The 24,234-nt window shown below is 41.1% G+C and carries 18 protein-coding genes, 1 tRNA gene and 1 riboswitch; of the genes, 6 read left to right on the top strand and 13 right to left on the bottom strand.

Features of this window, described 5'->3' with window-relative positions; translation table 11 throughout:
• Nucleotides 1-17: 17 nt before the first annotated feature.
• The 10 genes from KZP23_RS12890 to KZP23_RS12845 form a co-directional block, all read right to left on the bottom strand.
• On the bottom strand, nucleotides 18-1,016 hold the full coding sequence (locus KZP23_RS12890) for a bile acid:sodium symporter family protein (RefSeq protein ID WP_317197992.1): 999 nt from the start codon (nucleotides 1,014-1,016) through the stop codon (nucleotides 18-20).
• A gap of 29 nt (nucleotides 1,017-1,045) precedes the next feature.
• Nucleotides 1,046-4,141, bottom strand: a complete 3,096-nt coding sequence (locus tag KZP23_RS12885; RefSeq protein ID WP_226332128.1) for an efflux RND transporter permease subunit — start codon at nucleotides 4,139-4,141, stop codon at nucleotides 1,046-1,048.
• Between the two features lie 5 nt (nucleotides 4,142-4,146).
• Nucleotides 4,147-5,265, bottom strand: a complete 1,119-nt coding sequence (locus KZP23_RS12880; protein WP_226332127.1) for an efflux RND transporter periplasmic adaptor subunit — start codon at nucleotides 5,263-5,265, stop codon at nucleotides 4,147-4,149.
• Nucleotides 5,266-5,279: 14 nt separating this feature from the next.
• Nucleotides 5,280-6,569, bottom strand: coding sequence for a TolC family protein (locus tag KZP23_RS12875; RefSeq protein WP_226332126.1), 1,290 nt, complete (start codon nucleotides 6,567-6,569; stop codon nucleotides 5,280-5,282).
• A gap of 108 nt (nucleotides 6,570-6,677) precedes the next feature.
• Entirely contained in the window at nucleotides 6,678-8,042 is a 1,365-nt protein-coding gene (locus KZP23_RS12870; protein ID WP_226332125.1) for a HAMP domain-containing sensor histidine kinase, read from the bottom strand.
• A gap of 1 nt (nucleotide 8,043) precedes the next feature.
• Nucleotides 8,044-8,736, bottom strand: a complete 693-nt coding sequence (locus KZP23_RS12865; protein WP_226332124.1) for a response regulator transcription factor — start codon at nucleotides 8,734-8,736, stop codon at nucleotides 8,044-8,046.
• A 657-nt stretch (nucleotides 8,737-9,393) separates the two neighbouring features.
• Nucleotides 9,394-9,657, bottom strand: coding sequence for a helix-turn-helix domain-containing protein (locus tag KZP23_RS12860; RefSeq protein ID WP_226332123.1), 264 nt, complete (start codon nucleotides 9,655-9,657; stop codon nucleotides 9,394-9,396).
• A gap of 135 nt (nucleotides 9,658-9,792) precedes the next feature.
• On the bottom strand, nucleotides 9,793-11,061 hold the full coding sequence (locus KZP23_RS12855; protein ID WP_226332122.1) for a site-specific integrase: 1,269 nt from the start codon (nucleotides 11,059-11,061) through the stop codon (nucleotides 9,793-9,795).
• Between the two features lie 284 nt (nucleotides 11,062-11,345).
• A tRNA-Pro gene (locus KZP23_RS12850) sits at nucleotides 11,346-11,419 on the bottom strand.
• Between the two features lie 227 nt (nucleotides 11,420-11,646).
• Complete coding sequence (locus KZP23_RS12845; protein WP_226332121.1) at nucleotides 11,647-12,603, bottom strand: aldo/keto reductase; 957 nt, start codon at nucleotides 12,601-12,603, stop codon at nucleotides 11,647-11,649.
• A gap of 287 nt (nucleotides 12,604-12,890) precedes the next feature.
• A riboswitch (cobalamin riboswitch) is annotated at nucleotides 12,891-13,087 on the top strand.
• Between the two features lie 196 nt (nucleotides 13,088-13,283).
• Here KZP23_RS12845 and metE point away from each other — a divergent pair.
• The 3 genes from metE to KZP23_RS12830 all read left to right on the top strand — a co-directional run bounded on the left by metE (nucleotide 13,284) and on the right by KZP23_RS12830 (nucleotide 16,640).
• Nucleotides 13,284-15,638 carry a 5-methyltetrahydropteroyltriglutamate--homocysteine S-methyltransferase gene (gene metE / locus KZP23_RS12840; RefSeq protein WP_226332120.1) on the top strand — a complete coding sequence of 785 codons (2,355 nt, stop codon included), beginning with the start codon at nucleotides 13,284-13,286 and terminating at the stop codon, nucleotides 15,636-15,638.
• Between the two features lie 118 nt (nucleotides 15,639-15,756).
• Nucleotides 15,757-16,248 carry a PAS domain-containing protein gene (locus tag KZP23_RS12835; RefSeq protein WP_226332119.1) on the top strand — a complete coding sequence of 164 codons (492 nt, stop codon included), beginning with the start codon at nucleotides 15,757-15,759 and terminating at the stop codon, nucleotides 16,246-16,248.
• The gene (locus KZP23_RS12830) at nucleotides 16,245-16,640 is read left to right on the top strand and encodes an acyl-CoA thioesterase (protein WP_226332118.1); all 396 of its coding nucleotides are present in this window, start codon (nucleotides 16,245-16,247) and stop codon (nucleotides 16,638-16,640) included. Before KZP23_RS12835 ends, KZP23_RS12830 begins: the two co-directional genes overlap by 4 nt.
• A 39-nt stretch (nucleotides 16,641-16,679) precedes the next feature.
• Here the strand turns inward: KZP23_RS12830 and KZP23_RS12825 are convergent, their stop codons facing one another.
• Nucleotides 16,680-18,092 (bottom strand): alkaline phosphatase PhoX, encoded by a 1,413-nt coding sequence (locus tag KZP23_RS12825; protein ID WP_226332117.1) that lies wholly within the window; start codon nucleotides 18,090-18,092, stop codon nucleotides 16,680-16,682.
• Between the two features lie 710 nt (nucleotides 18,093-18,802).
• Here KZP23_RS12825 and KZP23_RS12820 point away from each other — a divergent pair.
• Nucleotides 18,803-19,834 (top strand): patatin-like phospholipase family protein, encoded by a 1,032-nt coding sequence (locus KZP23_RS12820; RefSeq protein WP_226332116.1) that lies wholly within the window; start codon nucleotides 18,803-18,805, stop codon nucleotides 19,832-19,834.
• A 104-nt stretch (nucleotides 19,835-19,938) separates the two neighbouring features.
• Here KZP23_RS12820 and KZP23_RS12815 read toward each other — a convergent pair whose 3' ends face one another.
• Complete coding sequence (locus KZP23_RS12815) at nucleotides 19,939-20,736, bottom strand: hypothetical protein (protein WP_226332115.1); 798 nt, start codon at nucleotides 20,734-20,736, stop codon at nucleotides 19,939-19,941.
• A gap of 279 nt (nucleotides 20,737-21,015) precedes the next feature.
• Nucleotides 21,016-22,392: an exonuclease domain-containing protein gene (locus tag KZP23_RS12810; protein ID WP_226332114.1), complete on the bottom strand. Its 1,377-nt coding sequence runs from the start codon at nucleotides 22,390-22,392 to the stop codon at nucleotides 21,016-21,018.
• Between the two features lie 151 nt (nucleotides 22,393-22,543).
• Here KZP23_RS12810 and KZP23_RS12805 point away from each other — a divergent pair, with 151 nt between their 5' ends.
• Nucleotides 22,544-23,098, top strand: a complete 555-nt coding sequence (locus KZP23_RS12805) for a DinB family protein (protein WP_226332113.1) — start codon at nucleotides 22,544-22,546, stop codon at nucleotides 23,096-23,098.
• 143 nt (nucleotides 23,099-23,241) lie between these two features.
• Complete coding sequence (gene bioB / locus KZP23_RS12800) at nucleotides 23,242-24,219, top strand: biotin synthase BioB (RefSeq protein ID WP_226332112.1); 978 nt, start codon at nucleotides 23,242-23,244, stop codon at nucleotides 24,217-24,219.
• The last annotated feature ends 15 nt before the right edge of the window (nucleotides 24,220-24,234 follow it).

Below are 24,234 nucleotides of genomic sequence, written 5' to 3'. Positions count from 1 at the left end.
TTTTAATAGATCCCCATTTATTTCTCTTCTAAATATTCCTCTCGCTTACTAAAATACCCAGCCAATGCACTCCCCATAAGCAATTGCAGCGCATGGTATAACATCAGAGGTAACAGGACGATGCCCAAAACTGCTGGATCTGGAAACAGGACACTTCCCATAATGGCCCCATGGACCAATGATTTTTTTGATCCGCAGAACATCAACGTCACCCGATCTTCAAAAGGTAATTTCATTTGACGGGCAATACCTCCCATGACCGATATAACCAATAAAAACAATACAGCCATTCCTATGCCAAGAACGACTAGTATAGCAGCTGGCATCCCTTCAAACATATTGTCAAAGAAAGCATTAGAAAAAGAAGTAAATACAATGGTCAGGATCACTCCTTGATCAAATCGTTTCAAATACCCTCCATACGCTTTTGCCCATGTCTTCAATTGGCCATGCATTAACAATCCTAGAAAAAAGGGCATCAGAATTTGTATACCTAGTTTTGTAATGGTAGGTATAAAATCAAATGCTTGGCCACTCCCATCATGGTCCATAAAAAGCTCCATCCATAAAGGTGTAATTAAGATTCCCACTAAACTGGATATGCTCGCATTAAATATGGCAGCAGGGACATTTCCACGGGCAATATTGACCATAACCACCGAGGAGGATACAGTGGAAGGAAGTGCAGCAAGGTACATTACTCCCAACCATATCGCTCCAGCTGGCTTCCCCACTAAAATAAACACAAACCAAACAAGTAGCGGAAAAACCAGAAAGGTGGTCAATTGGATGACAAGATGCAGCTTCCAGTTGCCAATAGCTGCCTTCAACTGCTTTGGATCCAGCTTTACCCCATAGAAAAAGAAGATCAGGGCATTGCCTATCGCAATCATTTTGGTCCATGGAACCGGACTGTGATCGGCACCTAAACCAGGAATGAGATAAGCTATGAGGATCATGATCAAGAGTGTCAAAAAGAAACCGTTTAACCCTACTTTTTGCAACCTACTGAGCATATTTGTCATCGATATCACTTAATTATTTGTTAATTATATTGCTTATCATTCTTATAGGCCATGTAATATACCTGTGGAAGAACGGTCAGCGAAAGTAACATGCATACGATCAGCCCTCCCACGATCATGATGGCCAATGGTTTTTGGACTTCCGACCCCATCCCTGTGGACAGTGCTGCAGGCAACAGGCCCATTGCCCCCATCAATGCGATCATCAAAATCGGCCTAATCCTGGAATAAACCCCACTGGCGATGGCCTCTTTCAGTGGAACACGATCCATAAGTTGCTGCTTGATGTTACCAATGAGGACAATTCCATCAATGGTGGCCACTCCGAATAAGATGATAAACCCGATTCCAGCCGAAATCCCAAAGGTAGTTCCCGTCAACCATAGGGATAAATAACCCCCAATAAATGCAAATGGAATGGTCAAGAAAGACACCAAGGTATCCTTGATATTCCCTTGAAAATTCATGTATAGCAAAAACATGATCAAGAGAATCGAAACGGGTACGATCAAGGCCAATTGCCGGGTAGCACGCTCCTTGCTTTCGAATTCTCCCGCCCATACCGTGGTAAGGTGCGCAGGGAAATCAACTTTTTGCGCTACGCGTTGCTTGGCTTCTTGAATGGTGCTACCAAGGTCCCGCCCTTCGATACTGAATCCGATTCCAATATACCTGCTGTTATCCTCCCGATAGATAAAAGCCGGTCCCGTATGGAAATCCACCGTGGCAATTTCCTTGAGGGGAACCTTGCCTCCATCCATCGCCGGTATAAGGATTTCCCTTATCCTGTCCTCATTGTCCCGGTAATTTTCTTCATACCTGACACGGACATCAAAGATCCTTTCACCCTCGTAAAAATTGGTTGCCGCTTGTCCACCGATGGCCATGGACACCACTGCCTGGGCATCAGCCACATTTACGCCATACCTCGCCATTTTATGGTCGTGCAGTTGGATACGAAGCTCTGGCAGTCCAATATTCTTGTACACATTCAGGTCTTCAATGCCCTCTACTCCTTCCAAAGCCTTGGCCACTTGGTCAGCATATTCTTCCAGTTCGAAAAGGTCATGTCCGAATATTTTGACGACCAAAGAGCTTTTCACCCCAGCGACATATTCCTCCACGTTATCCTGAATGGGTTGACTAAAGCCGAGCACAACCCCAGGATAAATAGACAACTCTTTTCTTATTTCCCCAATCAGTTCATCTTTGGAGATGTCCCGTTCCCAATCTCCCTCAGGATACAGCTGGACATGAAACTCGATGTTAAAAAAGCCTGTAGGGTCGGTACCGTCATTTGGCCTTCCCGTCTGAGTGAGCACAAACTTCACCTCCTCAAAGGACCGCACCTTTTCCTTCATTTCCTTGGTGATCCTGACAGATTCGGTAAGGCTTACGCTGTTGGGAAGCGTGGCCCTAGCATAGATCGCTCCTTCATTCAGTTTCGGCAGGAATTCGGATCCATGCCTGGAAAAGCCTACGATACTGGCTATCAGCAGCACTCCAAATACCGCGATGGTCGCCTGTTTGTTTTTGGCACTCCATAAGTACAATCGGTACAATCCTTCCCTGCTCCCCCTGGTAATCCGGTTGTCCTTCTCCACAATGTCCTTGGTCAGCATGACCTTGCACATGTCCGGCACATAAGTAAGGCTAAGGATAAGGGAACCTAGCAGTGCAAAGCCCAAGGTATAGGCCAAAGGGGTAAACATCTTGCCTTCCACCTTCTGAAATGAGAATATGGGCATCAAGGCCACGATCAAAATGATCAGGGCAAAAAAGATGTAGGAGGCTACGCTGCCAGCACTTCTTTTGATAATTCCGGATTTCGAAATCTTATTAAACCGCTCCATGCCCAAGTGGTGTGCTTTCCGCTCCAGGCTGACGAAGACTGTTTCGGAAATCACCAATGTCCCTTCCAGCAGCAGACCAAAGTCTAGGGAGCCCATGGATATTAAATTGGCCGGCATTCCTAAGATTTTCAGCATGATGATCGCAAAGAGGAATGCCAAGGGAATAACACTAGCCACGATTACGGTCATCCGCCAATTGTACAGGAATATGAAGACTACAATGGACACCAGGATGATCCCTTCTACCAAGTTTTTGGTCACGGTATTTACCGTGATGTCCACCAGTTCTGTCCGGTCCACAAACGGTTCAATTTTCACATCTTTAGGAAGTATCCTGGAGTTGAGTTCAGTGATTTTTTCCTTCAGGCGTCCAATCACTTCATTGGGGTTTTCTCCCCTGAGCATGATCACGATCCCTTGGACCAGATCGTCTTCGTCCTGAAGCCCCACTTGCCCTAATCGGGGCTTGGCGGAGACCTCTACGGAAGCCACATGTTTGACGAGCACTGGAGTTCCTTGGTTTTCTTCGACGATGATATTGCCGATATCATCAATATGATCCAATAATCCTATCCCCCGAACCACATAAGCCTGATCGCCACGCTCGACCACATCCCCACCTACGTTCACATTACTATTGCCCACAGCTTCGAATACATCGAGCGGAGAAAGGTCGTAATTCGCCAGTTCGGTAGGATTAATCTTGATTTCATAGATTTTCTCCTCTCCTCCAAAACTCACAATGTCGGCTATTCCCGGAACCGCTAGCAATTCCCTTTCCACCACCCAATCATGCAATGCGGTGATTTCTTTGATAGGTCGATTGCTGCGCAAAACATATCGGTATATCTCTCCTGTAGCTCCAGATGGCGGCTCTATTTCAGCATCCGCCCCATCCGGAAGATTTACGGACTGTAGCTTATTGGCCACATACTGTTGGGCGTAAAAGTCATCGGATTGATCAAAACCGATGGTGACCACGGAAAGTCCAAATAAAGAAATGGACCTTACCGAAGTCTTCTTTGGCACCGTATTCATCACCTTTGAAATGGGCAGGGTGATAAACTTCTCGACCTCTTCAGCACTCCTTCCTGGCCACTGGGTAATGATCCGTGCCCGCGTATTAGTCACATCTGGAAAAGCCTCTATCGGGGTTTTGGTATAGGAAACGATTCCTGCTACTACCAACAGTAGAATGGCAAAGAAGACCAGTACGGTATTTCTAAGGGAAAAAGCAACAATTTGCTGGACCAGTTTATGCATATCGATTAGTGGTTAGGCTGGTTTTTTAGCTGTTCATAGATCAAGAGCTGGTTAGCGGCCACTACTTGTTCGCCTTCCTCTAAGCCACTTTTAACGTACGCTATTCCCTCGTTCATCAATAGCAATTGGATGTTCTTGACGCGGAGGTCACAATCATCCTTATAGATGACTGCGTAGTAGGTGCTGTTATCGAAAACAAGGGCATTGGAAGGAATGCTGATGGCCGTCTCGTCCCGTTCATTGGCCACAGTAACATCCACTACCATTCCTGGTTTCAGCCGGTGGTTTTGATTGTCCAGCACTACCCTTCCTTTCAGCACCTTTTCTTGATTTTGGAATATTTCCGAGAGGTGATCAATCTGTCCTGAAAAAACATCATCCGGATAAGACAAGGACGAAACGGCTGCTGGCATCCCTTGGTGGATCTGGGAAAGGTTGCCTGCATAAATATTGACCATGGCCCATACCGCATCCAAGTCTGCCAAAGTGAATAATGGGGTATCATCGGCTACAATCTGCATTCCAGCGGTGATATTCTTAGCCGTAACCACACCAGCCGAAGGAGCGAAGACCTGAAAGACACTCCGTTCGGGACTGGCGCGGTATAGGGATAGATTAGCATTGACTTTCTCCAACTCAGCCTCCAGTGAAAGCTGGAGGCTCTCTGCCTCCATGAAGTCACTCTCTGAGGCAAGTCTGTCCTCATACATTGACTTTTTGGCTTCTAGTTGTCGTTTTGCTACCCTGATTTCACTTTCCAACCGCTTTTTGTCTGCTTGAAGGGCGCTAAGCTCTGGGCTGACAATGTCCATCAACAACTGGCCTGCTGCTACTTGTTCTCCCAAGGAAAAATAAGTTTTGGTCACTACCCCGCTTACAAGGCTTGTAAAGTGGATCACCCTATCGGGATCAGGCTCTATTTTCCCCGTCAGGGGCAGGGATTCTTTGATTTTCACCTTCTCCGCCCTGACCAGACGCGTTCCTTCCTTGAGCTTTCCTTCCAGGCATAGCCTTGGGCTTTGGACATCTGGTTTAGTCATTTCCCGAGGACCACAAGCAACTAGCGTGGACAACAACAAAACGGCCAAAAACCGATAATTTTTTATATTTCTGTACACTTCCATCTTATTTGAATCTTTTAAATATCCCCGTGAATGGTTGATTGCAATGTTTCGATTTTGTCTTTAATAGACCTTTTGGTATCCAGAAGGATTTCCTTGTTTTCGAGATAGGCCTCCAAAAAATCCAAATACTCCAGCAGGCTGATATTCCTTTCACTGAAATTTCTGGTGTAATTATCCAACAGCCCATCCAGCTCCTCGTCATATTGTCCGTCTATGTCTTGATAGAACTCAATCTCCTTCATCAGGGAAAGGTATGCCGTGCGCACTTCAGCCAAAACAGTGGCTTGCTTATGTTGGGACCGAAACACAGCCTGCTGTTGGTTGAGCTGTGCCCGCTTGATATTACCCTGGTTACGGTCAAAAAATGGCAGATCGATACTTGCCCCAAATCCAATAAAATCGAGCATAAAATTTCCTCCTCTATCGTACCCAACCTTGAGGTTCAGGTCTGGAACCCGCTGTGACTTTTCATAGGCCAACTGCTTTTCTTGCATCGTTTCCTCCAGCAAGGCTCCCCTAAGATCCGGTCTGTTTTGCAATGCTCTGTTCTCCAATTCGCCAAGCGTTACTAGGACTATTTTTTCAAGCTCTGGAAAGCCCTCTTCCAACTCCAATTCCAGTATGGTTCCTGAGGGAAGGTTCATGAGTAGGGTAAGTTCTTGCTGTAAGGAAATAAGGTCTTCCTCTGTTTCAAATAAGGCCTTCTTCAGTTCCAATTGGGCAGCCATCAACCGTACATACTCCGCTTTACCGGTATTTCCAAGGGTTACTTGCTTGCCCATGGCGGCTTTTAACTGGGAAAGGGATTCATATTGTCCAGACAAAAGGGCCTTGTTCCTTTCCAAGTACTCCCATTGGTTAAGCAGTTCCCTAAAGGACTGCTTGAGTTCTCTGAGAAAATCCTTGAAATAGGCCTCTGATTGCTCAACAGCAACCTCCTCCACCGCGATAAGTTTTCTGCGCTTCCCTGCCGTTTGAACGAGTTGCTCAAGCGCCATGGACATTTGAAGGTTTTTGCCAAATCCTCCAACCAGAGGGGGTAATTCCTCCCCAAAATACCCCAGCTGCGCAGGCGATGCCCAAAGGTTTACTTCATCGATTCCCAAACTAGGATTGGGCCACAATTGGGCCTGCCATTTTTGGGCGAGTGCTTTTTCAATCTCCAGCTTTTCGGCCAAAATCATGACGCTATTTTGGAGAAGATAAGCCTCACAGGAAACCCTGTCCATCCTGAGGGTATCAGCCTGGGCCTGATTTGACAGCGATTGGCCCCGAAGACTTGGGACACCAACCGCTATCATCATGACTAGGAATAATAGGTGATAAATGTGTTTGTTGCGCATCTTTGCCTGTTCTTATACAGGTCAAAGGACAACAAAACAACCTTAAAAAAGCCTTAATGGAAATAAAGATTACCTTAAAGGCAACCGCAAGGTGAATTTATTGGTGTTCTTTTCTGGGATGGAATAGGTTATATCTCCTTCATAAACCTCCATGATCTTTTTGACCAAGGCCAGTCCAAGACCATTGCCCAAAATGCCCTTACTGTTGACACCTCTAAAATAGGGCTTGAACAGGGACCTCACTTCTTTTTTGGAAAGGGTTTCTCCTTTGTTGGTGAATTCGATGGACAAGGTCTCTTGCCTTACCGCCACCAGAATATTGGCCATGCCGCTGTGCCCATATCTAATGCAGTTGGTAAGAAGGTTTGACAATGCCGCACGGATCAATGATTCACTTCCTGAAAACACCAATGTTTCAGGGTCTTCGATACTGCTTCCAAAATCTATTGAAAACATAAAGTCCGGATAAATGACCGACAATTCTTCGCACAGGTCAAAAAGCAACTCATCCACCCTTAACCTTTTTTCTTCCAGCCCAGTGCCAGTATCTTTTTTTGATATCTCCAGCAAGACATTGATCACCTCGGAGATTCCCATGGTCATGTATTTCTGCTTTGTCAGCAAGTCTTTCAGCTCACGATCATCCTCCATTTGTTCCATTTTCTCGAAATTGGACACCAGTACCGCCAGTGGTGTTTTGAGTTCATGGGAAATATGATGCGTGGCATTTTTCTGGAACATCAACGCCAGGTCTATGCGATCCAGCAGCTCATTGAACTTGTTAATGAGCACTTCTACCTCTCTGGAACCACCCTTCATGTCCAATCTAAAGCTTTTGGCTCCGATTTTATATTGTTGAATGGCCATGGCCACCTGGTGGATGGGAGCAGCTATATGCTTGGAAAGCAAGAATGTCATGACAAACAACAAGACGGAAATGGCAATAAAGGTACCTAAGAGGATATTTCTTAAAAAATACAATTTCGTATACCCAAATTCGTCATAGGCTTTGTAAATTCCATAATAGGATTTACCTACCGATTCAAAATACATCCCGAGCACTTCATAGTCCCCTTCCCTGAGGCTGATTTGGGTGGTATTTGGAGACAATCTACCCAATATCATGTCCACGGAACCAATTTGGGTATCATCCAATGACCTATAAACAAGCGACTTGCCCGCATCAAAAATGAGTAACTTTTCATTCAGCATGGAATCGATCACAGTCCTGTTAAAGCTCTTCAGCATTTCAGAATCCATCTCGGTGAAAGCTGACAAATATGCCAACGTGGAAGTGATTTTTTCTTGTTGTCTTTGGCGAAATTCCTCTTGCCGATACCCATCAAAGACCAGATAAACCATTAAAAGGCAAACGCCCAATAGAGGAATGATGCTGATGGAAAAGTAACGTAATATTTTGTTTCGAATGGTCATCTTAATCTTTGTAATAATAGCCAAAGCCTACCTTAGTTCTAATGGATTGCTTTCCAAAGGGCTTGTCCAGTTTATTCCTTAAAAAATTGATGTATACTTCAATGGTATTGGTAGAGGAAGAAATATCCATAGAAGTTCCCCAGATCTTTTTCACCAAGGTTGATTTGCTTACTGGGCTGCCATTTGCATCCAACAAGGCCTCCAGGATTTGGAACTCACGGGGCGTTAGGTCGACCCTGACGTCCTTGTGAAACACTTCCTTATTTTTGCGATCAAGCCTCAACGCTCCCGCTACAACGATCTCATCCAATGCCTTTCCCTCTTTGATAAACTGTCCTCTTTTCAGCAGCACCTGGACTTTCATCAACAACTCCTTCATGTAAAACGGCTTAGTCAGGTAATCATCCGCTCCGGCTTCGTATCCCATCACCTTATCTTCCAGTTCGTTGAAAGCGGTCAACACCAATATGGGAGTGTGCTGGTCAAATTTCCTAAAATACTTACAGAGTTCGAACCCGTTCCACCCTGGAAGGTTAATGTCCATCAGTACACAATTATACGATTCACGTCGCATCAACCTAGAGGCAAGCAGCCCATCGAACACCGGAACAACCTCAAACCCTTCAACAGTAAGGGCATCAGCAATATTTTTGCTCAGTTCAGCATCATCCTCAACAATTAGTATTTTTTTCATCAAATTAGTATATAATAATGCTATATAAGCATCCCTTTATGTAGGTCTCTCCCATGCAATTTGTAGATGGAAACGGATAATATAAATGGACGGTTGCCCTAAAAAAGAGACTTTTCTATTATAAGGATAATACCTAGCTTAAATTTGGATTTGAAAAATTAATCAAAAACAGGACGATTAGTCCTAGAAAATACGAATTTCAGTTAGTTACCTATAAATTAACTAAGGTCAGTAGTGATCTTCTACTTTTAAAATTTGGTTCAGAACAGTCCCTTAAAGCAGTTTACTACCCCCACCATTTACGAATAAATTCGAAAAACACTCGTTTTTATTTATATTGGTTTTGCTTTTCATGTCAAAATAAATTCAGGAGTGGCTAGAAACTAAAATCCAAAAAGAAAAAGTACAACCCATACCTAAATAGTAGTAAAGCTATCAATTAGAAAAACATATTCTTCTCAATGATTAATTACCCCAGGGCCCCTTCATTTTTTTACTTTCAGTAAAGCAGTCAAATATTTTTAATAATCCCTCCAAATCTTCCACAAACTGGTTCGAGAAAAGTACCGAGTGGTTGCCCACTCGGTACAAGAAAACCAATAATTTCCCAATTCCGCTTACTATATCCATAAACTTCTCCTATGTGGTCAAACCTCATCATTTCCCACTTTCCATCAATTTCCTCACATCCTCAAAGTCATAAAACATCAAGCCTCCTACTTTAGTAAATGGTAATGTTCCATTAATCCTTAGATTCTGTAAAGTACCAGGCGAGATTCCTAATAATTCGCGGACTTCATAAGATTTTAGCCATCTTTTTGTGGGAGTACCAGATTGATTCTTCATAAAAGATTCCAATTCTTTAAAAAATTCATCCTTGAAATCCATCAAATCCTGTTTTGTTATAAAATCAATATTCATATTTTCTAGCATTGTTCAATACCGCCAAACTAAAATCCACAAACATTATAAATTCACCAGTAGCACCCAACTCATGTGTTTTTCCTAGTTCACCCGTTACTAAAACCAGCAATCACCTTCTACTGAGAATAATCCTTAATGTGGAACATTTGAAATTCTTTCATCCTTCTGCTCTTGTTCTTTGCTTGACAAAATCGCACTTAATTTACCCATATCATCTCCGACCTTGGACTCTACTACTTTCGCATAAATTTGGGTTGTAGTAATTTTAGTGTGCCCCAAAACCTTACTCACCGTTTCTATTGGCACCCCATTGAGTAAAGTAATGGTTGTTGCAAATGTATGCCTGGCCAAGTGAAAGGTCAGGTACTTATTCAGTCCACATGCTGCTGCAATATCTTTCAAGTTTTTATTGAGCTTTTGATTGCTGGCATATGGAAAAACCGTTCCTCTATCCAATGCCCTACGATCCTGCTTATATTTTTCAACTATCCTTTCAGCAAATGGTAATATTGGAATTTTGACTTTTACGCCAGTTTTTTGCCTAGTGGTATAAATCCATTTCCCGCCATCTATTCCGCGGATAAAATGTATCTGCTTTAAATTCATAATATCCACATAAGATAATCCCGTATAGCAACTAAATACAAAAAGGTCTTTTGCCAGCTTGAGTCTTGGAAGTTCAAAATCAGTATTTTCAATAAGCGTTAGTTCATCCTGATCCAAAAAGCCTCTCTCAACTTTATCAAATTTAATCTGATACTTAGCGAAAGGATCTTTTTCCAACCACTCCAATCTTTCCCCAAATGAGGATAACTTTTTAAGCCTTACAAGATGCTTCATGATCCCATTATTGCTCAGCCCTTTATTTCCTTCCTTTGGAAAAGTCTTTCTGAGGAAAAACTCAAAATCGGATAAAAAGCGATAGTTTATTTCACTTAAAAAAACATCCGACACTCTTAGCCAATCTTTAAAATACTTCTTTAGGTATTTTTCCGTAGTCCTATAATTTTTCAAACTTCCTTTTGAAAGTGTATTGGCAAAAGTAAGATTATGATATTCCATCAACCGCAACAATGTATACTCTTCCTCCCCACCCCTTAAATAATAGTTCTTAAGATCATCAATATGAAATGACCGCCTCTTATTGGCCAATTCATGATAAGCATCATAAATCTGGCCCCTAACCTCCTCTAGAAAGAAATTGGTTTCAGAGGCATTTCGACGAGTCCCTCTTAACTTCCCCTTATTTCTGTCCCATTTGCTCTCTTTAACATACTTTTTAAGGGAAATTTCTCTTCTTGATCCATTGAGACTAATTCTTACATAAATTTGGCACATACCGGCCTTGCTTCTAGATTTCCTAACAATAAAGTGAATTCCAAATGTGTTACAAACTTTCATTTTATTTCATTCTGTACCTTTTTGACTAATAATTTCAATTTACGCGCCTCATAAGGCCACAAATGAAATCAAAAGGAATCAAAACAAATTAAGAAAACAACCATCAACCAACTGTTAAACAGCTACTTAACTCAATTATAACAAAATAAAATCAATAAAACGTGTTCACCTAATAGCTCTCATATATCTTGATATATTATGGTATATATTGATGTATATAAAAACAAAAAACCCTGTAAACCATATGATTTACAGGGTTTTATAATCGAAAGGTTTCGAAAGAGTCGGAGTGGCGGGATTCGAACCCACGACCCCTTGCACCCCATGCAAGTACGCTACCGGGCTGCGCTACACTCCGATTATTTTGTCTTTACTTAATGGAAAAAAGACACTCCTTGTTATTATATTTTTCGGACTCATGCCCTTCATCTTCACTATCCACATCCAAGCCTACACACATCCTATCGCTTTCAAAAAGAGAATTTACCTTCTTTCCTTGCCTTCCAGCATATACCTGCTGAATGCTAGCTTCTAAAGCTGCTGCAAATAAAATAGTTTTTTAATAATTATAAAACCAAATTATAATTAATTCCACTCAAGTTGACTTCTTTCCTCCCAATAATCCGAAACATCCACCGCCATGGATTGTAGTTGATGTAGATCATCACCTTTAAGTTCAAATGTATGGGCCTTCAAATTCTCTCTCAACTGTTCTATATTTCCAGCGCCACTAAGCACATAATCAGGTTCAACTAAATCCATACAAAAACGCAAAGCTAAGGCATCTATCCCTACTTGAAACTTCTTGGACATAGCTATTAATTCCTGATATCTATCCTGATAATGTTCAAAATGCTTATTCGGAAATACTCTTCCATTGGCCATCCCTTCTTTGATGATTAGCAACTTCCCCTTGTCTTTTGCCTTTTTGAGCACGGAAAGGGTGCTTTGCTCTAGCAGGTTGAAAGTAACCTGAAAACTATCAAAAAGTTCCTCCCCATCTACTTCAATCCTCATTGCTGCCTCCAAAATCTCAGTCTGTGCTTTTCCGCTACTGGTCAAGCCAATTATCAAACCATAATCCTTTTTTAGACTCATCAGTTCCCGCTGTACTTCCTTATTTTCAAGAACCCCAGAATCAAAAGTAGCCGAATGAATCTGGTATATTTTCAATGCCGACAATAGCTGCTTGGAATATTTCCATTGCTCTCTAAGCTTACTCAAAGAATGCTCTTTCACTTCGTGCGGACCATTATAGCCCAACTCCCAATTGGCCTTATAGGTATACCCCCATTTGGTACCTAAAACCACATCTTTATATCCCCTACTTCGATGCCAATCCAGCAAAAACTCCTCTCCCCTTCCATATGAAGGAGCTGTATCGAAATATCGAACCCCATTTTTATAGGCCTCATCCAGCACAGACTTGGTCTTTGACCTGAAGGCCTCAGCAGACTTGTCTATATTTTGATGGGGACGAATATTAATATATTCCGGTCTTCCCAATGATGCCAAACCTAATCCGATCTTTGTTTTTGTCATTTAAACTAATATTTGAACAAAACATGCCCTCTTTTTCATACTTTACAAATTTATAAGTTTAAATAGGGATACCATTTTATTTTTACAAACCTAAACCCTAGCCAACAACAAAAAACATAAACCATTTAAAATCAATCAATTGAAACCATAATCTTAACCTATTATTTTTTCTAACCCACCCCCTTTCCAATCAATATTTTTCCTTATTTAAAACTTCACAGATTAATTTATATACTCAATTCGGTTTGCATTCCCTATATTTGCCGATCAAAGTTCTTTACATAATTTCTTCATTTACCATTATAGGTCATCGGCTAAGGTCGATGATAATAGGGAACCGTGTGAAAATCACGGGCTGTCGCGCAACTGTAAGTAACGTGAAAGTTTTTGCCCATTGGATGTCCACTGTCCCGATAGCTATCGGGGTGGGAAGGACGGCAAAAATGTTACAAGCCAGGAGACCTGCCTATTTTGAACTGTCCATTATGGAGGACAGAAATGACAATGCTTTCGCGGTTTGAAGCACCTGTCAAGTACGACTCCTTTTCCTTTCTTCTCCTGGGATAAATGTGCCCAAGGGAAAGGTACGTCTTATTTTTCAGTTTCCCTTCCCATCGCAGCATTGCGAAGTTTAGCTAAAGGCTTTTGACAATTATTTATCACGTTAAAAGTTTATCATTATGCTAACGCACAATCTTGGCTATCCGCGAATAGGTAGCCGAAGACAACTCAAAAAGGCCTGTGAAGCCTATTGGAAAGAAAAAATTTCACTTCATGATCTTTTAAAGGCTGGAGCTGACATCCGTCTACAAAACTGGAAATTACAGCAGGAAGCTGGAATAGACATGATCCCTTCCAATGACTTCTCCTTTTACGACCAGGTACTGGACATGTCATTAACAGTAGGAGCCATTCCTGAACGATACCATGATATTGTTACAGACCAAAAAAGACCGGAACTGGACCTTTATTTTGCCATGGCCAGAGGCTATCAAAACAATGGTCTGGATATCATCGCCATGGAAATGACCAAATGGTTTGACACCAACTATCACTACATTGTCCCGGAATTTAAAAAAGATCAAAAATTCAAATTATTCTCTTCCAAAATACTGGATGAATTCAAAGAAGCCAAGAGACTGGGCATACAGACCAAACCAGTCATCATTGGTCCTATCTCCTATTTACTTTTAGGAAAGGAAAAGGAGACAGGCTTTCATAGAATTTCCTTGCTGCAAAATCTCCTACCTGTCTATCTGGAAATACTGAAAAAGCTAGAAAATTCAGGTGCTACGTGGGTACAAATAGACGAGCCCTATCTGGCCATGGATCTCTCCAAGGAAGAAAAAGAGGCATTTTTATCGACTTATAAGGAAATAAAAAGAGCCTGCCCAAATATCAAAATCTTGCTTGCCAGCTATTTTGGCAATCTGGGAGATAATCTTCCCATTGCAAGTGCCTTGCCGGTATGCGCATTACATATAGATCTTGTACGAGCTCCTGAGCAATTGGAGGAAGTGCTACAGTCTATCCCGAAAAACATGAGCTTGTCATTAGGCTTGGTAGATGGCAGGAATATTTGGAAAAATGATTTTGAAGGCTCCTTGGCATTGCTCGAAAAAGCCCAAAAGGCCAAAGAGACCGAAAGGCTTTTGATCGGTCCTAGCTGCTCCTTATTACACAGTCCCTGTGATTTGGAGGAAGAATCTAACGAGACCGCTTTGACTCCGGAGATCAAAAACTGGTTAGCTTTTGCAAAACAGAAAGTAGAGGAGATAAGCAACTTAAGAAAGCTTGCGATAGACCAAGAAAACAAAGCCAATTTGGACATCCTTTCGGAAAACAAAGCAGCCATCCAAAGTAAAGCAGAGGCCCAAATCATTCACAAAGCCAAAGTTAAGCTGGCTGTAGAGCTGCTTAGTCCAGAACATAGCCAAAGAAAAAACATATTTAGCGAGCGCCAAAAACTGCAAGAAGAAAACCTAAAGCTACCTTTATTTCCCACGACCACCATTGGTTCCTTTCCACAAACCAAAGAAGTTCGACAATGGCGTGCCAACCTAAAAAAAGGAGTATTGACTCAAAATCAATATAATGAACTTATTAAGAAGGAAACCAAAGCAGCCATCGAGTGGCAGGAAGCTATTGGCTTAGATGTACTGGTGCATGGTGAGTTTGAGAGGAATGATATGGTGGAATATTTCGGTGAAAAACTGGAGGGCTTTGTCTTCACCCAAAATGGATGGGTACAAAGCTATGGATCCAGGTGTGTCAAACCTCCTATCATCTATGGAGATGTTTCAAGACCTCGTGCCATGACCAAATATTGGACATCTTTTGCGCAATCCCTGACCAACAAAAACGTAAAAGGAATGCTAACAGGTCCAGTCACTATCCTTCAATGGTCATTTGTAAGAAACGACCAAGCACGTTCGGTTACATGTCAGCAAATAGCATTGGCTATTCGCGAAGAAGTCAATGACCTGGAAAGTGCAGGAATCAAAATCATTCAAATCGATGAACCTGCTCTTAGAGAAGGCCTTCCGCTTAGACTTTCACATTGGGACGCATACCTAAAGTGGGCTGTAGATTGCTTCCGCATTGCTTCATCCGGTGTAAAAGACGAAACACAGATCCACACCCATATGTGCTATTCTGAATTTAATGATATCATCCAACACATAGCTGCCATGGATGCGGATGTCATCACCATCGAATGCTCCCGTTCTCAAATGGAATTGTTGGATGCTTTTGCTGAATTCCAATATCCAAATGAAATTGGTCCCGGTGTCTACGATATTCACTCCCCAAGAATCCCCACAGAGGATGAAATGGTCCAACTTATGAATAAAGCCAAAGCAGTTATCAAGGACAGACAACTATGGGTAAACCCTGATTGCGGTCTAAAAACCAGAGGTTGGGAGGAAACAAAAGAAGCCCTCATAAGAATGGTAAAAGCAGCTCAATCCTTAAGGGATAATGCCACTTTGAATACCTCAAGTTTTAGTACCAAAGTCCTCAACAACCTGGGCTAGCACCTTAAAAAACAGTTATTTTACCGAAATCAATCAACTTGGTAAAATGATTAATATTAAACAATCACTATTCCGAACAAGTTAAATACCTGTTCGGAATAGTTTTATTTCTCTCGATATGATTTCAAAGAAGGATAGCAAAAATCCATTCATTAAGACACCTTTAAAATGTTGGGATATCTATATACAAAGTGTATTCTCCAATAAAATTCCAGGATCGATCGAACAAGACAAAGCCACGCTGGAATACTTTAAAGATCGCTTTAAATGGGACACCCAATGGGATATACTGGAAGAAAATTACGATGCCTTGGTCCTTACCGACCTCAACAAACACATCATTTGGGTAAACCAAGGTTTTAAAAAAATGACCGGATACAGTCCCCATTTTGCCATTGGCAAAAAACCTTCTTTTCTGCAAGGAGAATGCACCTCTACTTTGGCACTTAAAGAATTCAAAAGAAAATTATCCCTCGATCTCCCTTTCCAAAGTAAACTAATCAACTATAAACTTGACCACTCCACCTATCTTTGTCAAATTCACATTTTTCCATTAAAAAATATATCAGGAAACACTTCCCACTTTCTTGCACTAGAAACAGAAATATGACAGCACTAGAACTAAAGATCAAAAAAGCAGAGACCAGAATCTTCAAAGCAGTTTTCCCCAATACAATCAACCACTATGACACCTTATTCGGAGGTACTGCCATGCATTTAATGGACGAAGTAGCTTTTATCACTGCCACGAGGTTCAGTCGCCAAAAAATGGTTACTGTCAGCAGTGACAAAATAGATTTTACCGTGCCTATCCCTGCTGGTACCATAATTGAACTTGTAGGATCCATCATACATATTGGGAACACCAGTCTCAAAATTCAGGTTGATATTTTTATTGAGCAGATGTATGAAGAAGGAAGGGAAAAGGCGATTAGCGGCACCTTTACCTTAGTAGCCATTGATGAGGATAAAAAACCTACCCCTATCATAAAAGAACATTAAAAAAGGGCTTGCAAGCCCTTTTCAATATCTATTCTTGGTTTAAGTTTTTTGATCCCAAGGACCTTCTATGGCAATGGTCAAACCAGCCCCCTGTATATTAACAAAATAGGTTTTTCCATCTGGAGAAAACACCCCGCCTGCAAATTCACTTTCATAACCAATATTCTCAGCCAGCTTATAAAAGTTTCCTTCTGGGGTAATCCCTACTACAAAAGGATGTGACCTGTCTTCACATAATAATAAATCACCCCAAGGGGCAATTGCTACATTATCACAGCTTTTAAGAATCTCTGTGTCATTAGGCTCAGCGAACAGTTCCAATTTCCCTGGTGCTGATATCTCATTAGCTTTACCTTCATTTTTCCCAGGGGTGTATTTAAAGACTTGGCCGGCAGAAATCTCTCCTCCATTGGTACAGGCGAAATACAGCTCCCCCTGTCCAAACCAAATTCCTTCTCCCCTGGCAAAACATGCCGCTCCCTGTTCTGTCCCCCTATACCTCAAGTCATCATCAGGTGCCTCTACATCGTCTATATCGAGCCATTCCACATCAAAAGCCTTATTTTTGGGCATCCTTTCTGTCTCTAAGTCCTCCCAATTTCGGGTATCAAAAGAAGGCTTACCTACTATGGCCAAAGCTTGTAGTTTCCCTCCTGAGTGAAGCTCTCCGGGCACATCAGGTATAAATCGATAAAACAAGCCGTCTCCGCGATCCTCTGTCAAATAAACAATACTTGTTCTCGGATCCACCGCAACAGCCTCGTGATTAAACCTTCCCATTTCCTTAATTGGTTTAGCGGTATAGAGCATAGGATCCTCTGATGCAGGGACCTCGAAGACATAACCATGATCTTCCTCCAACTTACCATCATAGTCTCCTTTCCTGACGGTTGATTCCTCACAAGTCAACCAAGAACCCCATGGCGTCACCCCTCCAGCACAGTTCCTGACTGTACCTCCCAAACTAAGGAACTGCTTTTCAACTTTCTTGGTTGCTGGATTATAAACCAGTGTAGTAGTGCCTCCCAAACCAGGCAGGCTACCCATTCCATTTTCATACAATTCTCCTGCATACTTTGATGAGTAATTTTCATTATGCTCTCCAAAAGCCCCTTCCTCAAAATCATCCGGGCTGTTTTCATGATTTCTAACAATAATGATCTTCCCTTCTTTTCCAGGGAAAGTCCCCATTCCATCCGGCCTGCCCGGTACAATCAGGCCATCATCCATTAGCTCCCCAGAGCGAGAAATAATGGTATAACTGAACCCCTTAGGCAAATTCAGAATTTTATCAGGGTCCTCTTCTAGTAGCCCATAGCCAATCTTCTCACTCGAAGATCCGTTTTTTGAAGAAGGTTGTATGCATTGAAACAGGCCCATAAAGCCCATGGTCACCATACCTGATTGTTTGATGAATGCTCTTCTGTCGGTATTACTATTGCCAGTACTCATAGATATAACGGTTTTTTATTAATGTCAAAACAAACTTTCTTTTCGTTCAAATAATCGAGATTCCCCTAAGTATATTTAGCTGCTATGATATCTGTATCCTTAAATGCTTTGCGCTGGGGCCCAAAATCCTGAAGGCCAAAGCCCCTGACATTGTAATCAAAACGATCTTTTCGATTGCCTTATCATTTACTGCTGCAATTGGTGGTATACCTATTATTTAAAACACACCTATCAGAATACAAGGTAGGGAAGAGATGCTATTTCGAGATTGTCCTAATTTTATTAATACATTATTAAACAGCAGTCTTTAGCCACTCTAAAAAAGAACGAATTAACCCTTCTTCAGCACAAAACACAACATCAAACACTCATTTCACTCCCCACCAACCATCAAAACTCAGCAAATCAACAATTTACAGGTAAATATTCTACCAAATTTAGATTTTTAAATTATTTTTATATGTAACTTAAAAGGAATAACCTTTTAAAATAACCAAAATTAAACAACTGACTGCTAAACAATTACAACAAAAAACAGTACAATATCAATTTTAGTTAACAATAGATTAACAAAGGATAAAAACCCTTTATACGCTCTTGATTCCACCTAGTCCCGTAGCACAATATAACATGATCCAGACTAGTCGGAAAGTATCCCCCATACAGTGAATTTATTGATCAAGGTAGAGTTTCAATAAAATAAAAGACAAATGAAAAAAGTGAAAATTATTTCTATTGATGGCGGGGGTGTAAGGGGAGTTATACCCGCCTTGATCCTTCAAGCACTAGAGGAAAAAATCCAGCTAAGAACTAAAAACAAACATTCCAGGCTGGTAGATTTTGTTGACTTTTTTGCGGGAACAGGTTCAGGAGGGGTTATCACCTGTGCTTTGTTAAACCCCGATGACAAGCTCAAAGCCAAGGCTAAATTCAGCACAGAAGAAGTGAATAATTTTTTCCATGAGTTTTGTCTTAAGGCCTATTCAAAATCTCACCTCCATAAAATACAAACATTAGGTGGGTTACTTAACGACAAATACACTGATAAAGCACTAAATACTCTTTTTACGGAACAATTTGCTGACAATAAATTTAGCCAATTGATCAAGCCCTGTATTATCGCAGCTTATGATCTTGATCACAGGCGCGCCCATTTTTTCAATCAACATAATGCAATGATCACCAAGGCAAAAGATTTTCATATAAAAGATGTCGCAAGAGTTGCTACTGCTACCCCCACTTATTTCCAAGCAGTCAATATTAAATCCGAACTAGGTATCAGCTATCCCTTGATTGATGGAGCTGTTTTTGCCAATAACCCCGGCATGTGCGCTTATGCAGAAACCCGTAAAATGTACTTTGAAAACATCAAAAATCCCATCAGTAAAGACATGTATTTGTTGTCTTTAGGGACCGGCCTCCCAGAGAGACAATATACCTTTCATGAAGCAAAGAACTTTGCCCCTGGCCAATGGACAAAACCTTTACTTTCTATTGTGAGGTCTGGAAATGCTGAAACAGTCACCCATCAGCTAAAATGGCTCTTTGATGCAGAAAAAAACAAAAATGGATTTCTACGAATTAATCCAGATCTTAAAAATGCTTCCAACAAGTTTGATGCAGCATCCAAATCTAATCTAAAAGCATTAAAAGAGGCTGTCGACGATTATATTTCTAAAAATGAAAGCCTCCTAAATGAAATCGTTCAAAATTTAGTACCCATAGAAAAAGCCCTAGAATAATAGATTCCAGAGCTCTTTTTTGATTTTTTCGACATGATTAGCAATAGGCATACTTACAGAAAAACTTACCAAAAGAAAATCATCCTTTATTCATGCCTACCTGCTTACCTAATGGCTTTGAGCAATGTAGCCATATACACCCATTTTTGGTCTCTAGAACTTAAGCCCTCTTCCATGGCCGTTAATTGCTCTTCTGAAGCTTCCATATCTTCATATTCCATAGAATTAAAGAACTGCAAATAATCGTTGTAAAAATTCAACGTCATATGTGTATAATCGGCAGCACTTCCCATAGGTACCGCTGTTCTTAAAAACATCCATCGTTCCATCATACCCGCAGCAATCTTTTTTTGATGGAATGGCAGGTATAGATCAGTCTCCACATGTTCATATTCATTGAACCTTCCTTCTGCCGCTTTCATCAAATCAAAAGAGGCCAAGACACCTGGCTTCATTTCAAAATCATCTTTTGTATGGGCCACCATTACCATATAGGCTCTCATCGCCAGATCACGATTAGCCACGGCATTTTCCACATTCATTTCTATTTGCTGATCAGACATTTCAGAAGAAAATGCCCTTTTTGCATAATTCACAAAATTATTATCCGTCATTCCATTCATCATCTTTACAGGATCATCATAATAGGTGATAGTCACATACTGAAAATCCCCCTGATCGGGGCCTGACTGTAGTGACCATAGATCCCATCCCTCCACATCACCTTGCTTGATGGCTTCAGAATAAATCTTCTCCATAAAACTCTTATTCTCAGAATAATCTACCATTTGTGTAGACGCTACCTTGATAAATTCAATTACCATATATTTATGGTCTCCTTGCGCAAATGCACCTTGGCAGACAATGAACAAAACTGTGGCGAAATAAAACAACTTTTTCATATCGTAGAAATTATGGGTTTATAAATCACTCTAAAACACTACTCTAATCAATATAAACAATTATTTGGTATATTTAAAAAACAATAAAACTTAATAAACATTTTTAAACAAAAAACACAACTATAAGGAAATATATTCTGTTTCTTTAAAAACCATAGACATTCATTACATTTACTAAAAAATATCTTTCGATTGATTGAACAAAAATCATTCGTTAAAATCATTTTTATAACCACTCGCCTGCACCACAAAACACATAAAAAACTGACTACCTATCACTTACACCTCATCTAACATAATAACATTAGAAGAAAAGTTTTTAGCCAAATATTGCTCCAATATATAGGTTGTTTCCGAAACAGGCTTAACAGGATCTAAAAAGTCCAAAAAACCTGTGTCTGCCACCACATCATCTTCTCTGTTCACAAAACCATAAGCCTTTAACACCCCATCTTCAAACAAAATAGCGGCATCTTCCCCCGCTCCTCTTCCCTTTTCCTTTATCAATAGTCTAGCACGTTCCTTTTTCATCTGCTGTAGCCAATCCCCCACCCTTTGATTATAAGAGGCAGCATCCTCCTGCCCACAACAAGCCCCCTCACATTTCCCTAATTTATAATCATAGCACTCTGCAGCTGTCTTTTGGATACCGCACAACTTTGGACACAAGTTATAATGTGCCACTTTCTCTAACAAATAAGACCAAGCATCATGGTGACTTTTAAAACTCAACAGTGGCTTGGTAAATCGGCTGATCTTAGCGACTTGAAAACGCTCAAACCCCGCTCCATCCTGGTAACGATACAATCCCCATGATGTCCCCTTCACCTTTTGTGCCCTATTGAATTTCGGCCAATGCTTCTTGATTTCCAATGCCTCCACTAAAAGTGCCAGAAATTCGCTCCCCGTCAATTGGCAACTAACGCTATGAATCTCGGACTTCATAGCCTGTTTCCCTTTGACTGCCCCAGAAAAATGCCCCTTAAACCTACTTCTGATATTAAGCGCTTTCCCTACATAAATCACCTTACCATTAATATCATGAAAATAATAAACACCTACCTTTTCCGGCAATGCCATAAACTGCTCCTTGCTGATATTGGGAGGCAAAAAGGCTTCACCGGAATTTCTTTTTAAAAGTGACGCTATTACCCCCTGATCATCAGCATCCACGAGCATCCCGAACAGCTCCGCAGTGGCCTCTGCATCTCCATAAGCCCTATGACGGTCTGTGATGGAAATGGACTTGGACTCACATATACTTCCCAAACTATAAGACCTTAAGCCCGGAAATATCTTTCTACTCAGTCTTACCGTACATAATTTCGGCAGGTCAAATTCCCTACCAACACGATCAAACTCTGCTTTAATAAACTGATAATCAAAGTTCACATTATGGGCAACAAAGACTTTCCCCTGTAAAAAGTCGTATAGCTCATCAGCAATCTCTCTAAACACAGGGGCTCCCTCGACCATTTGCTGATCAATTCCTGTAAGTCCTGTAATATAATGCGGAATCTCACATTCAGGATTGAGCAAGGTCTGATAACTGTCCAGCACCTGCTCTCCATCATGTAAAAATGCGGCAATTTCAGTAATACGGTGCCTTTTACCATAGCCCCCGGTAGTTTCAATATCTACAATAGCATATATCATAACTGGATGCTACTTGATTGTTTTAATTATTTGCGGTTCAATTTGGCGAATTTGTCATTCATAATAACGATTTTTGACCCTAATTGTCCCAATAAATAGAATTGGGAGCCAATATAAACAGATATTTATCCATAAGCACCTCTCAATAACCATGGAAAGCAAGATCAAAGACTGGCAAAAACAAATCAAAGAAAACACTCAGGTGTTTTTATCTAGCTTTGGCGAGCTTAGCCCTGAGCAATTGACTTTCAAACCCCATCCTGACACCTGGAGCATCGAAGAGAATATTCAGCACTTGATGGTCATTAACCAAAGTTATTTTCCAATTTTCAAACAGTTGGAAGAGGGTACTTATGAAAAACCCTTTATAGGTAATTTTGGTTTCCTGACCAAAATTCTGGGTAATACCATCTTGAAATCAGTATCTCCAGAGCAGCCAAAAAAGCTAAAAACCATTCCTATATGGGCACCTGATAAATTCCAAGGAGAAGACACCTCGAACCTCTTAAAGGAATTTGAGGGCCATCAAAATGAATTATCCCAATGGGTTGGAAAATTAGCGCCCTTCTTGGAAAAAGGACAGATCATCCATTCCCCTGCCAATAAGTTGATCGCCTACCCACTTTCTACTGCTGTGGAAATCATCATCACCCATGAAAAAAGACATTTTAGCCAGTCAAAAAACATTTTGACCCAGCTTAAATAAATTACTCAAAAATAAGAACTTACCATACCTCCAAAGTATTTACGCTTTAAGGCTAACCACCAGAAAAACCAGCAAAAAGATTACATCCTGATGAAAATTCAATAATTTTAGGGCTTGTAAAAGAACATTCAAATCAAATTTTGATGACTGATATTAGAAACAATTGGACCAGAGAAGAAATCAAAGCAATTTTTGATTTACCCATTCTAGACCTTATTTATAAAGCAGGCACAGTTCACCGTGAATTTCATGACGCTCAGGAAGTACAAGTATGTACCTTACTCTCTGTAAAAACCGGAGGGTGCCCTGAAGACTGCGCTTATTGCCCCCAAGCCGCCCGATACCACACAGATGTTAAAGTCCATAAATTACTCGAAGTAGAAGAAGTATTGCAAAAGGCTGCTGATGCAAAATCAGCAGGCAGTACCCGCTTTTGTATGGGAGCAGCATGGAGAGAAGTTAGAGACAACAGAGACTTTGACAAAGTACTTGAAATGGTAAAAGGAGTAAACACCATGGGAATGGAAGTTTGCTGTACCTTGGGAATGTTATCTGAAGAACAAGCTGCCAAATTAAAGGATGCAGGGCTCTACGCCTACAACCACAATTTGGACACCAGCGAGGAGCATTATAATGAAATCATCACTACAAGAAACTATGATGATAGATTAGATACATTGGAAAATGTCAGAAAAGCGGACATTTCTGTCTGCTCCGGCGGAATCATTGGATTGGGAGAAAATCTGGAAGATAGAGTGGGCATGCTCCACACCCTGGCGACTTTGCCTTCACACCCAGAATCCGTTCCTGTAAATGCCTTGGTACCAGTGGAAGGCACTCCGCTAGAAGAGCAGGAAAAAGTTTCTGTATGGGAAATGGTAAGAATGATAGCCACGGCAAGGATCATCATGCCAAAAGCCATGGTAAGACTTTCTGCAGGAAGAGTAAGAATGAATACAGAGGAACAAGCATTGTGTTTTATGGCAGGAGCAAACTCTATCTTTGCCGGGGATAAATTACTAACCACCCCTAACCCTGAAGAAGATATGGACAAACAATTGTTCCAGACATTGAACCTGAAGCCTAGAAAGGCTTTCAAGGATCAAGAAGTAAGCATATAAAAAGACAAAAAGCTC

Origin of the sequence: Echinicola marina, assembly GCF_020463795.1 — a bacterium.
In the GTDB taxonomy this organism is placed as follows: Bacteria; Bacteroidota; Bacteroidia; order Cytophagales; family Cyclobacteriaceae; genus Echinicola; species Echinicola marina.
This window is presented reverse-complemented; position numbering and strand designations above follow the sequence as displayed.